At 62.7% G+C, this 14530-nt stretch carries 12 protein-coding genes and 1 tRNA gene; 8 read left to right on the forward strand and 5 right to left on the reverse strand.

Features of this window, described 5'->3' with window-relative positions; translation table 11 throughout:
- The 5 genes from AC16JP_RS12075 to AC16JP_RS12095 form a co-directional block, all read left to right on the forward strand.
- Window positions 1-659, forward strand: a 659-nt coding sequence (locus AC16JP_RS12075) for an FAD-binding protein (RefSeq protein ID WP_484340865.1), incomplete at its 5' end; no start/stop codon positions are given.
- Window positions 660-662: 3 nt separating this feature from the next.
- Window positions 663-884 carry a hypothetical protein gene (locus tag AC16JP_RS12080; protein WP_484340866.1) on the forward strand — a complete coding sequence of 74 codons (222 nt, stop codon included), beginning with the start codon at window positions 663-665 and terminating at the stop codon, window positions 882-884.
- A gap of 112 nt (window positions 885-996) precedes the next feature.
- A complete protein-coding gene (locus AC16JP_RS12085) occupies window positions 997-2562 on the forward strand; it encodes a glycerol-3-phosphate dehydrogenase/oxidase (RefSeq protein ID WP_484340867.1) in 1566 nt (521 codons plus the stop codon).
- A gap of 3 nt (window positions 2563-2565) precedes the next feature.
- The gene (locus AC16JP_RS12090; RefSeq protein ID WP_484340868.1) at window positions 2566-3978 is read left to right on the forward strand and encodes an FAD-binding oxidoreductase; all 1413 of its coding nucleotides are present in this window, start codon (window positions 2566-2568) and stop codon (window positions 3976-3978) included.
- Window positions 3971-5386, forward strand: a complete 1416-nt coding sequence (locus AC16JP_RS12095; RefSeq protein ID WP_484340869.1) for an FGGY family carbohydrate kinase — start codon at window positions 3971-3973, stop codon at window positions 5384-5386. The genes AC16JP_RS12090 and AC16JP_RS12095 overlap by 8 nt, the downstream gene beginning before the upstream one ends.
- A 42-nt stretch (window positions 5387-5428) precedes the next feature.
- Here AC16JP_RS12095 and AC16JP_RS12100 read toward each other — a convergent pair whose 3' ends face one another.
- The gene (locus tag AC16JP_RS12100) at window positions 5429-8227 is read right to left on the reverse strand and encodes a TonB-dependent receptor plug domain-containing protein (RefSeq protein ID WP_484340870.1); all 2799 of its coding nucleotides are present in this window, start codon (window positions 8225-8227) and stop codon (window positions 5429-5431) included.
- A 120-nt stretch (window positions 8228-8347) separates the two neighbouring features.
- Between AC16JP_RS12100 and AC16JP_RS12105 the strand changes: the two genes are divergently transcribed.
- The 3 genes from AC16JP_RS12105 to AC16JP_RS12115 all read left to right on the forward strand — a co-directional run bounded on the left by AC16JP_RS12105 (window position 8348) and on the right by AC16JP_RS12115 (window position 11772).
- Entirely contained in the window at window positions 8348-9349 is a 1002-nt protein-coding gene (locus tag AC16JP_RS12105) for a cyanophycinase (protein ID WP_484340871.1), read from the forward strand.
- 70 nt (window positions 9350-9419) lie between these two features.
- Complete coding sequence (locus AC16JP_RS12110; protein WP_484340872.1) at window positions 9420-10949, forward strand: S10 family peptidase; 1530 nt, start codon at window positions 9420-9422, stop codon at window positions 10947-10949.
- A gap of 85 nt (window positions 10950-11034) precedes the next feature.
- Window positions 11035-11772 (forward strand): SDR family NAD(P)-dependent oxidoreductase, encoded by a 738-nt coding sequence (locus tag AC16JP_RS12115; RefSeq protein ID WP_484340873.1) that lies wholly within the window; start codon window positions 11035-11037, stop codon window positions 11770-11772.
- 49 nt (window positions 11773-11821) lie between these two features.
- Here the strand turns inward: AC16JP_RS12115 and AC16JP_RS12120 are convergent, their stop codons facing one another.
- The 4 genes from AC16JP_RS12120 to AC16JP_RS12135 all read right to left on the reverse strand — a co-directional run.
- A complete protein-coding gene (locus AC16JP_RS12120) occupies window positions 11822-13084 on the reverse strand; it encodes a hypothetical protein (protein ID WP_484340874.1) in 1263 nt (420 codons plus the stop codon).
- Window positions 13066-13479 carry a hypothetical protein gene (locus AC16JP_RS12125; protein WP_484340875.1) on the reverse strand — a complete coding sequence of 138 codons (414 nt, stop codon included), beginning with the start codon at window positions 13477-13479 and terminating at the stop codon, window positions 13066-13068. Before AC16JP_RS12125 ends, AC16JP_RS12120 begins: the two co-directional genes overlap by 19 nt.
- Before the next feature lie 336 nt (window positions 13480-13815).
- Window positions 13816-13890 (reverse strand) — tRNA-Val (locus AC16JP_RS12130).
- 210 nt (window positions 13891-14100) lie between these two features.
- Window positions 14101-14530 (reverse strand): hypothetical protein (locus AC16JP_RS12135; RefSeq protein WP_484340876.1); only part of this gene is annotated, 430 nt, incomplete at its 5' end.

A 14530-nucleotide genomic window follows, 5' to 3' on the forward strand; every position in this document is an offset into this window, starting at 1 on the left:
CCTTTTCCTGGTTCGATGTCGACGCCGTCGGCCAGCGCTTCTATGCCGAGACCAACGAACTGCAACTGACGCACTACAAGCAGAAGCAGCATGGCCGCTACGTCGATGTGCCGCTGCATCTGGCGCAACCCGTGCACATGATCTTCGACGAGAACTGCCGCATGGCCGGCAAGCTGGTGCTGGAAGTCATGGCCTGGCCTGCTGTCGTCGAACAGACCGCGTGGTCTGAAGACAATAGTACGGAGGTGGCCGCCGGGCTGATCGTGAAAGCCGACAGCATCGCCGAACTGGCCACCAGGATCGGCAAGGACCCCGCTGCGCTCGAGCGGTCGTTCGCCACCTATCAGGCGGCCTGCGTCAGGGGCCACGACGACGCACTGGGCCGCACCCCGGATTCGCTCATTCCGCTGTCCGGTCCGCCCTATTATGCGATTGCCATCGTGCCGGCGATCGTCTGCACCGGCGGTGGCGCAAAGCGCACCCTCGACGGCGAGGTGCTGCGCCCCGACGGGCAGCGGATCGAGGGGCTGTTCAGCGCCGGGGAACTGGGGTCGATGTTCTCGGATCTCTATCAGAACGGCAGCTATCTGACCGAAGCGATGCTGACGGGCCGCGCCGCCGCCCGCACGGCGCTGGCCCGCGACACGGCAAGGGCCTGAATCATGATCGTCAAAACGCCCGCCGTCCGTCTCGCGGTCGAGCTTCGCAACGCCTCGATCGACGGCGGGCGGATGCGCGTCGAAGGGGTGGCGAACATGATGCCCTGTTCCGTCGAACTGCGGCCCGAAGAGCTTCGCGCGATCGCCGCCGTCGCGATCCGGGAAATCGGGTTGTGGCGCCTGCTGCGCTGGCAATTCCGGAAGCAACCGGCCAACGCGGGCTGACAGATCGGTGGCAAGTGCGCCGCCGGCTGCAATAACCGCCGAAAATGCTGGGTGCCGCCAGTCGCTGAACCATGCCAGAAGCCGATGAAACTGCTCGGATGGTGTGAACGACGTGACTGCGACCGGAATCGATTCCCGCAACAGAGCGGCCAGCTTTCACGCTCTGGAAGCCCGGAACTTCGACCTTCTGGTGATCGGCGGCGGCATCACCGGCGCCGGCATCGCCCGCGACGCGGCGATGCGCGGCCTGTCGGTCGCACTGGTCGAAGCGGCAGACTTTGCCAGCGGCACCAGCAGCCGATCATCGAAAATGATCCACGGCGGGTTGCGGTATCTGGCGCAGGGGAATGTCGCCCTCGTGAAAGAGGCTGCGTCCGAACGGCAGATCGTCCGCCGCATCGCCCCGCATCTGGCCCGGATCACGCCCTTCATCCTGCCCACCCGGTCGCTTGCCGACACTGCGAAGCTCCGCGCCGCCCTCTGGACCTTCGAGAAGCTGGGCGGCGTCCCCGACATTGAACGCCACACCCTGCTCGACCGGCGCGAACTTGCGGCCCGCGAGCCGTTGCTGAACCTCGACGGCCTGAACGGCGCCCTTTCCTACCCCGAATTCCTGACCGACGACGCCCGGCTGGTGCTGGCAAATATCCGTTCGGCGCAGGCGGCAGGCGCCGTGGTGCTGAACCATGCCGCCGTCACCGCGCTGCTGTCCGAAGGCGGCCGCATGACCGGCGCCACAGTCCGCTCGACGCTGGCGGGCGAAACGCAGGGCGCGGAAATCAGCGCCAGCATCATCGTCAACGCCGCCGGCCCATGGGTCGATGCGGTGCGCGGTCTCGAACCCGGCGAGGATGGCCAGCGCCTGTCGCTCAGCCGCGGCATCCACCTCGTCTTCGACCGCGAGCGGCTGCCGGTAAACGGCACCATCATCCTTCCCGCCGCCGACAAGCGCAGCCTGTTCGCAGTGCCGCACGGGCGTTTTACCTACGTCGGCACGACCGACATATTCCACGACCGGCTTGAATACTGGCCGCGCTACACCCGCGCCGACGTCGATTATGTGCTCGACACCGTGGCCCGCCGGCTACAGACACCGCGCCCCACCGACGGCGAAATTATCGCGCTGTGGTCGGGCGTGCGACCGCTGGTCGCCGAGCCGGGAAAATCAGCCAGCGAAGTTTCGCGCAAGGACGAGGTATGGACTTCGCCTGCCGGCATGGTCTCGATCGCCGGCGGCAAGCTCAGCGCCTATCGCGCCATGGCCGAACGGATCGTCGATCTGGTGGCGGAACGGCTGGGCAAGACCGTGCGGCAATGCGCCACCGCCGATCAGCCGCTGCCCGGCGGCGAAGGGCCGGCGCCAACGGCCGCAGGCGAACGGCTGGCGGCGCTCTATGGCGCCGAGGCCGCAGCAATCCTCGAAGCGGGCGATACCGTCGCTGCCGAAGCCAGCCGCGCCGTCACGCACGAGGGGGCGGCCACACTCGAAGATTACTGGGTGCGCCGCAGCGCCCGCGCCTGGTTCGACGACGGCGCCGGGCTGAACGCACTTGCGCCTGCCGCCGACGCGATGGCGGTGCTCCTCGGATGGGACGGCGCGCGGCGCAGCGCCGAACTCGAACATTGCCGCGAAATCGAACGACAAAGCCGGGAACCGCTCGGAACCAGCAAAGGATAGAACATGACCACCTCCGCAATCGCCGACAAGCTGGCCTCGGCAATCGGCCGCGACAAGGTTCTGACCGACGCCGCCACGCTCGACGCGCATCGCTATGACCGCTGGGCAGTCAAGCACCTGCGCGACTGGCAGGGGCGCCCGCCCGTGCGTCCGGGCCTCGTCGTCCGGCCGGGCAGTGTGGCCGATGTGCAGAAGATCGTCAGGCTGGCCGGCGAACATGGCATTGCCGTCGTGCCGTTCGGGCTTGGCAGCGGCGTCTGCGGCGGGGTCGAGCCGACTTCCGCCAGCATCCTCCTCGACATGGGCGCGATGAGCGCCGTCCGCTCGATCGACGAACATAATCTGCTCGCAAGCTTCGACGCCGGACTGAACGGCATGGAAGCGGAAGAAGCCGTCAACGCCCTTGGCCTGACCATCGGCCACTGGCCGCAGTCGATCGCGATCAGCAGCGTCGGCGGCTGGGTGGCAACAAGGGCGTCCGGCCAGTTTTCCACCGCTTACGGCAACATCGAAGACATCATCCATTCGATCGAGGCCGTGCTGCCGAACGGCGATCTGGTGACGCTGGGGAAGGCGCCGCGCGCGGCCGCCGGCCCGGATCTCAGGCACCTGCTGATGGGCGCCGAAGGCACGACAGGGATCATCACCGGCGTGACCTTCTCATTGCGGCGGAAGGCCGAACATCGCGGGTTCAGCGCCTTCTTTGCCGACGACATGGATCAGGGGCTGGAGGCGCAGCGGCGGATCCTGCATGCAGGCTGGCTGCCGCCGGTCATGCGGCAATATGACGAAAGCGAGGTGAAGCGCCTGTTCGGCAAATGGCACCGGCCGGGCAAGTCGATGCTGCTGCTGGTGCACGAAGGGCCGAAGCCGCGCGTCGCGGTCGAGGTGGAATGCGTTACGGAAATCGCACGCGGGGCAGGCCTTGCCGTCGGCGACGGCACGATCGCCAGTGAATGGATCGGCCATCGCAACCAGGTTTCCACCTGGAACGACCTGTTCGCGATCGGCGTCGTCGCCGATACCATCGAAATCTCGGCCGACTGGAGCAGCATCGGCGCCATCTATCGCGATGCGGTCGCCAGCCTGAACGAAGTGCCCGGCATCGTGAATGCCTCGGCGCACAGTTCGCACGCCTATCGTTCCGGCATCAACCTCTACTTCAGTTTCGCCGCCCGCTTCGAAGGCGACACCTCGCCCATGGAGGCCACCTACTTCGAATGCTGGCGCCGCGTGATGGAAGCAACCGCACGCCATGGTGGCGGCGTCGCACACCACCACGGGATCGGCCGGGTGCGCAAACCCTATCTGCACCACGACCTCGGAACAGAGGGGCTGGCCCTGCTGCGCCGGGTGAAAGCCGCGATCGACCCGCAGGGGATCATGAACCCCGGCAATCTGATCCCCGATGCCTGAGCTTCTGCTCTCGCTCGACGCCGGGACGACCAGCACCCGCGCCATGCTGACCGACGCTTCGGGCGTGGTGCTGGCAACCGAACGCCAACCGATCCCATCGAGCTTCCCGGCGCCGGGCCGGGTGGAGCAGGACGCCGACGCCGTATTCGACGCCTGCCTGCATGTTGTTCATGCGGTGCTGGCGAAGGCCGGACGCAAACTCGACGATGTCGCGGCGCTGGGCCTTGCAACGCAGCGCGCCAGCATCGTCATCTGGGATCGGGCGACAGGGCGGGCCGCTGCGCCGATGATCGTCTGGAGCGATCTGCGCGGCGCCGAACGGGCGCAGCAACTGGTCGCCGCCGGATTCCTGAGCTGGCCGCAGGTTCCATCGGCCAAGCTGGAAAGCGCGCTTGCCGGGGCGTCCGGCAAGGACTTGCTGTGGGGCACGCTGGATAGCTGGCTGCTGTGGAAGCTGTCGGGCGGCGCGACCCACGCAACCGATTTCGCATCCGCATGGTTCAGCGGTTACGCCGACGCCGCCGACCCGTCGCGCTGGAACAGCGCCCTGCTGGAATACCAGCGCCTGCCGCCGGCGATGTTCCCCGCCATCATCGACAATTGGGGGCAGATCGCAACCGCGCGTGTGCTGGGCGATATTCCGATCACCGCACTGCTGCCCGACCAGCAGGCCGGGATGATCGCGCATGGGGCGCTGGCGCCGGGCGCGTGGAAGCTTACGTGCGGCACGTCGGCCGTGGTGATGATGGCAACCGGCGACCGGCTGGCCACACCGCATCTCACCATGCTGCCATCGCCGCTCTTCCGCGCGGGCGGCAGCGTCGGCTTCTGTGCAGAAGGCATGGTGATCAGCGCCGGAAGCTTCATTGAATGGCTGTGCGGGCTGGGGCTGTTCCAGTCTGCGGCCGAACTGGAGGCGCTGGCGGCAAGCGTTGCCGATTGCGGCGGTGTCGCGGTGCGGCCATCCCTTCAGGGGCTTGGCGCGCCGCACGGGCGTTTCGATGCGCTGGCAATGATCGCCGGGCTGACGGGCGGCGCAAGCCGCGCCCACATCGCCCGCGCAACCATGACCGCGCTCGCCTGCCGGATGCGCGAAATCGCCGATCTGCTTGCCGGGTTCGAATTCACCGTGTCCGACGCGCTTCCGGCCGATGGCGGGCTTTCGGCCAGCGATACCATGCTGCAATTGCTGGCCGATCTGCTGGGGCGGCCGGTACGCCGCCACGCTGTTTCCGAAGGTTCGGCCTTTGGCGCTGCGATGGCCGCCGGTATCGGCGCCGGCCTGTTCGACCACGCAGCCCTGGCGTCGCGGTTGCGCTACGTCCGCGAGTTCACACCAAACATGTCGCGGGATGCGGCAGACGCCATTTTCACCGATTGGCAGGCAAAGGCCCTGAACCCGGCCTAGCCTGATGCCCCCCACCGGATCACCGGCGGGGGGCGCCATCCGTTACGGCCGCTCGTTCCCCATGGTGTAGGTCAGTTGCAGAAAGAAGCTGCGGCCCACGCCATCGAACCAGGAAATGTCGTAATAGGGATAGCTGCCATAGGTCGGGTCCTTCACCGGGGCAGTATCGAACAGGTTGTTGATCGTCCCGGTCAGGCGCAGCCGATCGTTGATGTCGTACCGGGCCGACAGGTTGAACAGATAGCTCGAACGGATATAGGCATCCTGATCATAGTTCGGCAGGCGGCCCAGCCGCTGCCCGGACAATGTTGTCGAGAAGCGGTCATATTCCCACGTCAGGCTGGCACTGCCCTTTTCACGCGGGATGTCATAGCCGCTGTCGAAGGCAAGCTTGCTGACCTTCGGATCGCCCGGATACTGGCGGATGTCGTGGTTCAGCACATAGGTATAGTTTGCCGCCAGCGTGAACGTGCCCGCGCTATCCGTCGGCACGCGGAAATGCGCCGAGAAATCGATACCGTCGGTGCTTTCCTCGGCGATGTTGATCGGGTTCACCGCAACACTCTGGATCTGGCCCTGCAGCGCGCCGCTTGCATAGCGGGTCACGCGTTGCAGCGCGTCGATGCAGGTGGGCGAATTGATGTCGATCGCGGTTCCGGCCGACGTCTGCCCGATGCGGCAGTCGGCTTCGGTGCGCAGCAGCGTATCGATATCCAGATCGCGGACCTGCCCCTTCATCTGCACGCGGAAATAATCGACGGACAGGCTGACGTTACGCACCGGCTGCCAGAATACACCGGCGTTCAGCGAGGTCGAGGTTTCCGGCTTCAGGTGCGGGTTGCCGGTCCGCCGCGATACGATGCCGCTGTCGGCGTAGCTGCAATCGCCGATATCGGAATCCGGCTCTTCGCTGCGGCAGAGGTAATAGTCGGTCGCCGACGGGTGGGTGTTGCCCGGCCCCCGATACACATAGTTCAGGTCGGGCGCGCGGAAGCCCGTGCCATAGGCTGCGCGGAACAGCAGGTTTTCTGCCGGCCGGAATTCACCCCCCAGATTATAGGTGAAGCGGCTGACACGGTTGCCGGCATAGTTGAACCCGTCATAGCGGGTTGCGCCGGAAAGTTGCAGCATGTCGAACACCGGCACCCGGACTTCGGCGCCCAGCCCCCAGTGGGTGCGGCTGCCCTTGCCGTCCGAGTCGATCAGGCCGACATAATATTGCGTCAGCGCCAGCGGATCCGGCCGCAGGTTGTAGCCCTGGTTGCCGAACTCGGCGACGGCGGCAAAACCGACGGGACCAGCCGGCAGATCGAACAGTTTCGTGTTGTTGATGGTGGCGGAAACATTGTTCAGCCATGATTTTGGCCGATAGACGGAATCCGCCGTGATCGACTGATACTGGGCAGGCGTAAGCGGCGTGTACAACCGGTTCACGTCGGCGTTGAAGATCGGATAGCCGCTTTCGCTGTCGACGCCCTGCTGCTGCCCAAGAAAGAACGCATTCGACTTGTCGATCACGACCTGCGGGAACACAACGCGCGAACGATACTGCGCGTGATTATAGGACAGTTCATAGGCCCACTGGTCGTCGTTGCCGAAGTGGCCGCGGATGCCCGGCGTGATGCTGAACGCAACCGAGGTGTTGCGGGTAAAGCCCGGCCCGAAGCCGCCCATTTCCTCGGGCGTGAACTGCCGCGTCCAGTTGTCGAGTTGCAGCCCGCTCCAGGTGTCGGCGGGCGACAGATTGGGGTTGAAGAAAGTTCCTTCCTCGTTCCCGTCCGGCGCGACGTAGAACCAGTCCAGAACGTCGCGGAACAGCTTCAGCCTCGACCAGCTGAACTGCACATCGGTGAAGAACTGCGCCTTGTCGGAAACATCGAAGCCAAGGTTGCCATAGGCGCTGACCGAGCTGCGGTCGGAAATCATCGTGCCATAGGCGACCGACTGCTCGCTGCCGCAGAAATAGCCGTCGGTGCCGTCGAAGGTGCCGCGTCCCGGCCGCATCGCATAGAAGGTCGAGCCACGGTTCAGCGCCGACAGCGCGTCGCAGCGCGCCTTGCCGGGATCGATGTAATAGACATACTCGTCGGCGCGCAGGAAGGTGCGGCGGGCCAGCGGCGCGTCGGTCGTGGGGTTGTCGGCAGTCGAATCCTGCCGCTTGCGCTGGTATTGCCAGATCGGCTGCTGGCGCAGGAACTCTACGCCCAGAACCGCGTGGAAGTCGTCCTTGGCCCAGCCGGTCACGCCGGTCAGCCGGAACGACTGCCCGCCGCCATGCTGGGTGTTGCCATAGCGGAAATCGAGGCGCGTCCCGTCGACCTTTTCTTTCAACTGGAAGTTCACCACGCCGGAAATGGCATCAGAACCATAGATTGCCGATGCGCTGCCGCTCAGGATTTCCACCCGCTCGATCAGGCCGACCGGAATGTTCGAAATGTCGGTGAAGTTGCTGTTGCCGTTGAACGGCAGCGGAAAGTCCGCCACGCGGCGCCCGTTCACCAGCACCAGCGTGTGGTTGGGGCCAAGGCCGCGCAAATCCACCTGTTGTGCGCCCGGTGTGAAGTCGGCGCCGGCGAAGCTCTGCTGGCTCTGGGTTTCGCCACCGTTCTGTGTGACTGCGCGCAGCAGGTCCGGCACGCTCTGGTAGCCGTTGCGCATGATGTCGTCCGACGAGATCGACGTGACCGGCGCCGGCCCCTCGGAAAGGATGCGCGGAATCCGCGAGCCCAGAACCACGATATCCGCGCCGGTACTTTCGCTGCCGGTGTCCTGCGCGAACGCTGTACCGGCCGGCGCCGCAAGGGCCAGACAGGCGATGGTCGAAAGAAGATATCCCCGCATTGTCAGGTTCCATTCAGAAGCATTTTGGAATGGCCCGAACGTGCCACTGTTCCGGGCTGCGCAGAAGCGTTATGTTCGACAAGCCGGTGGCATTGATGCGTTTTTTCGGGGAACAGTAACATGAAAGCAGCACTCTGTGGCGCAAGGCGGGTCCGCTGGCTGACCGCCGCCGCTGTTGTGCTGGCGATACCCGCCACCGCCCAGCCAGACCCCGGCTTCCGCACCTACTTCACTGGCGATCCGCAGTGCGCCCGCACATCCGAGCCAACCCCCGGCCTGCTGCTGATGGGTGGCGGCAACTGGAGCAACGACGCCATCGAATGGTTCCTCGACCGCGCCGGGCGCGGGCGGATCGTGGTGTTGCGCGCATCGGGCGGCGCCTCGCTCGGCGACGAATTGTTCAACAAGTTCGGCGGCACCGCCTGCGTTGAAACCATCGTCTTCAACAGCCGCGACGCCGCCGACGACCCCGAGGTGCTCGAACGCATCAAGTCGGCCGACGGCATCTTCATCGCCGGCGGCGACCAGTCCAACTATGTCCGCTACTGGAAGGGAACGCCGGTCGCCGAGGCGCTGGAACAGCATGTTGCCGATGGTCGCCCGATCGGCGGAACCAGCGCCGGCCTCGCGATTCTCGGCAGCATTTCCTATGGCGCACTCGATGGCGGCAGCATCCGTTCCGACGATGCGCTGTCGAACCCTACCGGCCCGGAAATGACGATGGTGCGCAACTTCCTGCACATCCCGCTGATGGACGACATCGTCACCGACACGCATTTCAACAACCGCGACCGTCTGGGCCGCCTGATCGCATTCGTCGCGCGGGCACGGCTCGACGGCTATCGCCGCACCGTCGGCCTCGGCATCGACGAGCAGGGCGCGCTGACGGTCGATGCCGACGGCAACGCCCGCTTCCACGGCCCGCCGGGCACTTATGCCTGGCTCGTGCTGCCGCAAAAAGGCGTTCCGCGCGTCAAATACGGCAAGCCTCTCGACTGGAAGAACATCCGCGTGCGCGGCGTGGCGCCGGGCGGCACCCTCGACGTGTCGCTGATGCACGCGCGCGAACCGGATTTCTCCAGCATCGTTTCGATCGAGAAAGGCAAGCTCGTCAACAACTGACCGCCGGCCACAGGAAAATCGTATAATTTTCGGCTTGCGGTCGGCGGCACGAACGGGCAAGCCTGCCGCCATGCAAAAGAAGCTGATCCCGCTGTTCCTCGCTGCCTCGCTGCTGGCCCTGCCGGCCTTCGCGCAGGACAAGACCGCCGACAAGCCCAAGGCCGACGCCGCCAAGGAAAAAGCGGCCGAAATCCCGCCTCCCGTGGTTTCGGTCACGAAACACAGCGGCAACTTCGGCGGCAAGGCGATCAGCTACACCGCGACCACCGGTGAAACCTACCTGACCGACGACAAGGGCAAGCCGACGGCCGCCATATTCTCGACCGCCTATGTAAAAGACGGCAAGGACCCGAACCGGCCGGTCACCTTCCTCTATAATGGCGGGCCGGGTTCAGGCTCTCTCTGGCTGCACATGGGCGCGTTCGGCCCGAAGCGGGTGGCGATCCCCAACGACGGCCGCGACGACGGCGCGCCGCCCTATCCGATCGTCGCCAACCCGCACAGCCTCCTCGACGTGACCGATATCGTCTTCATCGATCCCGTCGGCACAGGCTTCTCGCGCGCACTCGGAGACACCGACCCCAAGACCTTCTGGGGCGTCACCGCCGACGCCAAGTCGATCGACCAGTTCATCCGCAAGTGGCTCAGCGAAAACGGCCGCTGGAACAGCCCGAAATATATCGGCGGCGAAAGCTATGGCACCACCCGTTCGGCGGCGCTGGTGAAGCAGTTGGAAGGCACCTACAATGATGTCGGCCTGAACGGCATCATCCTGATCTCGACCGTCCTCGACTTTGCCGCAGGCGCCGAAGCCGAAGGCAACGAGATCGTCTATGTGACCAACCTGCCGACGATGGCCGCAACGGCCTGGTATCACAACAAGGTCGCCAACAAGCCGGCGAACGTCGCCGACTTCGTCGAGCAGGCCCGCCAGTTCGCCAGCGGCCCGTACCTGTCGGCGCTGATCAAGGGCCAGAAGCTGCCCGCCGACGAGCGCGCAAAGATCCGCACACAGCTTTCGCACTTCACCGGCCTTTCCGAAGACTATCTGGAAAAGGCCGATCTGCGCGTGGTGCCCGGCCGCTTCTACAAGGAACTGCTGCGCGATCGTGGGCTGACCGTAGGCCGGCTGGATTCCCGCTACACCGGCCGCGACTATGACAACGCCGGCGAAGGCCCCGACAACGACCCCAGCTTCTATGGCATCGACGCCAGCTACACTGCGGCGATGAACGCCTACGCCCGCGACGAACTGAAATTCTCGCCCGAACGTCAGTATGTCACCATCGGCGGCGTGCGTGACTGGGACTGGCGGATCGGCGGACGCGACGACAACGCCTATCTGAACGTAGCCCCCTATATCGGCCGCGCCCTTCGCGAGAACAGCGGCCTCAGGGTGTTCGTCGGGCAGGGCTGGTATGACTTCGCCACCCCCTTCTTTGCCGCCGAATATTCGCTCACCCGCACCGGCATGCCGCAGGACCGCATCCAGTATCACTACTATGATGCCGGCCACATGATGTATGTGCGCGAAGCCGATCTGGCGAAGCTCTCGAACGATGTCCGCGGCTTCATCCGCCAGGGCACAACGGGCCGCTGATCCCTGCGATTTTTCCCTGCTTGCCCCCGTCCCGCCCCGCCGCCACGGTCGGGGAAAGGGGCAGGCAGGGAAAGGCGCGAAAAATATGGGCGGACCACTGGATTTCACCGGGCAGAAGGCGCTGGTCGTCGGCGGCTCCAGCGGCATCGGCAACGGCATCGCGCAGGCTTTGCGCCAGCACGGCGCTGATGTGCAGGTGTGGGGCACCCGCGCCGCAGCGGCCGACTATGCCGGCGTCGACGGCTCCGACCTTTCCGGCCTGCACTATTCCTGTGTCGACGTGGCGGATACGGCCGCGATCGCGGCATGGTCGCCGCCGTTCGAACGGCTGGACGTGCTCGTCCTCTCGCAGGGGATCGTGCGCTACCGCCGCGCCGAATACGAACCCGCCACCTTCGCCGAAGTGGTGCAGGTGAACCTGAACAGCCTGATGGCCTGTTCGATGAAATTCCAGCCGCATCTGGCGGCGGCCGGCGGCCGGCTGATCATTATCAGCTCGATTGCCGCCCACCAGGCCTCGGTCGGCAACCCGGCCTATGGCGCCTCGAAGGCGGGCGCCGCCAACCTGACCGCGACGCTGGCGCAGGCGTGGGGGCCGCTTGGCATCCGCGTCAACTGCATCGCCCCGGGCTTTGTCCCCACCAAGCTGACCGAGGTGACGACCAACAACCCCGCCCGCGCGCAGGCGGCGCTGCACCGCATCCCGGTGGCGCGTTTCGGCACCCCCGAAGATATGGCGGGCGTGGCCCTGTTCCTCGCCTCGCCGCTGTCGGCCTATGTCGTCGGACAGACCATCGCCGTCGACGGCGGACTGACGCTGTAAAACCCCGCCGCCACAGGCGGCCTGTGAAAAAGCCGCCTGTGATGATCCGTTAAATGCCGAACGCGCTCAGCACCGCGTCTCCGAGGCCAGACAGCCAGCGCCCGACGATGCTGCCTTTGCCGGGGCGATCAGGGCGGTGCTCGAAGAAATAGCGCCCCTTGCCGCTGAAGCTGTCGTTGAACAGGCTGACTTCCTGGTTGAAATAGGGCAGGAACGACACGGTCCGCGCCGCACCATAGGAAAGCCCGGCATCAAAGCCGAGTGTGAGCTGCTTGTTGATCATGCGGCCCCGTTCGGCTTCCTCGACTTCCACGCCGCCATGCCCCTGCACGATCAACGTGCACGGCCCGTGAAACACGATATAACGGAATTGCAGGGTCAGCCACGAGATCAGCCAGCGCCAGCGCCATGGGCGCGAAATCACCAATCGCTGCTCGCGTTTCTTGACCACGCCCACAAGGGCACGCGGCTGAACGACGACAGCGCCGCCTTCGGGCACCTCGATCAGGGTGACACGGTGATCCGTATCGGTTCCGGTGACGACGGCATGATCATCCTGATCGAAGCGCAGGCGTTGAAGGTTGTAGAGCCCGGCGGCATAGCAGGTAAGCGGCATCGAATTATCGAGCACCAGTTCATCGCTGCCCTGGACATTACTGGCGCTGCTCATCAAGCCGGATCGCAGCAGCAATTCGCTGTCGGCGGGTATCGGCACATCGACGCTGACGCCAGCAACCCCCGCATGCAGCGACGGCCCGGACGGGTACAGGACCAGAGGGCGCGCCCTTGCCGCAAAAGGAGCCACAGCGTAAAATCTTAGAACAAGATACACAACAGGAAGAAACAAAATCCCAAGCGCTTGCAATCCATGTGATTGCAATGCTTTTTTAACATTGTTGGAAACAAGATTTTTCTTTTCTTCTGATATTTTTTCTAATATTTCTTCATATTTTTTTGCAGCATTTCTGATTATCTCGTCATTATTTTCAGATTTATATTTCCGATTATTAATCGTGTTTATTATTTCTTTTTTAGAACGTATTATTGACAATTCTATATTTAGATTTTCCTTTACAGATAAAAGCTCTCTATCTGTTTTACTTAATTTCTCCTTTTCCTCATCGGAACAAGATTCTCCACACGTATTTATTAATTCATGATAGTATTTGCGATTATTTTTCACCTTTTTATCATATATTTTCTTTTTTCTGTTATATTTTTCAACATGATAATCGTAATCAGAAAGAATTCCAAGATCAGATTTTCTGATTTCTATTAATGAATCTATCTGATTTAATAATGGAAGTTCCACATATTCCGCTTTATATCCGTTAATAATTTTCTCGCTATTGCCCCCCCGGTGAGAACAAATTTAACAAGATCACTATTTTTTACTATTTTTGATTCTGCAATTTTTTTCTCATTTTCAATCTTGTTGGCAAATAATTCCACTTGTTTTGAACTTGCATTTTGAAGTTCAGAAATTTGAATATTGATATTATTTGTGTAATTTTGCGCGTCCTGTTTGAATGGTTCTTTATAATCATTTAGTGCGGCATATGTGTGCTCAAGATTATTTGCCTTCTCATTCCAGGCTTTATATTGACTCGGAACACGACTCATTAAAGCAAGAATAATGACAATCACACAAAAATATATAACATTTCGCGCAATTCCTCCGGCAATTATTCGTGAAATGGTTAACATAATTACCTCATTTATCAAAATTTATTCCAATTGATGAAGAATGGCTAATGAATTTGATTGCCACCTACAGTTTGTTGTTAATGAACTGTTCCTGCAAAACCTGCCATGGATTGGATCAGCGCTGCAAATTCCTCTGCTTCCATGTCGCCTCCTCCCCTATGTCCAAGCACACATTTCCTGTTTCACAGCACTGATAAAACAATACAATAGCCCCATTTGAAAGATGTTGAAGCCAAGAAGCCACATTTTCTGTTCAACCATACCGGATCAGGCGGGTTATGGCGGGGTGTGGAAATATTGCCACACGGGCGGCCGGACAGGCCGCAAGCACCGGGCTGGTGGGTGGTGAGGGTTTCGAACCCCCGGCCCTCTCAGTGTAAACAAGATGCTCTACCGCTGAGCTAACCACCCGCGCTGCCGTGCACCTCTTGCGCGATGCGCCGCGCTGCTACGCTACGCAGCCGAATCTTGCAAAGGGTATGCGATGGCACTGAACCGCGAACGACTGGCCCGAATCGATGGTTTCCTGAAAACCGCCTACCTCGATACCGGCCGCCTTCCCGGCGCGCTGGTGCGGGTGCTGCACCGGGGCGAAACCGCCTATTCCAGCGTGCAGGGCCATCAGCCGTCCAGCGCCTCGCGGTGCTCCTCTTTGTCGCGGTCGCGCAATCCGTAGGCGCCAAGGAATATGGCGTCCGCCACCAGTTCAAGGCCCAGCACCACGCCAAGGAACCGCGCCGACACTTCTGACCAGTTGAACAGAACCAGCAGCCCCATCACCACCGAAATGATTCCCGCCGCCAGAAAAGCGATGAAATAGCGTGATTTCCGAACCCCGGGCACGCTCAGCAGCTTGGCGATGCCGCCACCCACCAGCAGCAGCGCAAAAATGAACGGCAGCCCGATCGGGCCAACCGCGCGCGGATCGCCAAGCTTCAGCGAAAGCCCGGCATAGACCAGCAGCACGCCGACGATGCCGGGCAGGATCATGGTGATCGGCCGCCGCCGTTTCCGGAACAGCACGCCGATCAGATAGATCGCGCCGGCGCCG

It is taken from the genome of Sandaracinobacteroides sp. (assembly GCF_057137845.1).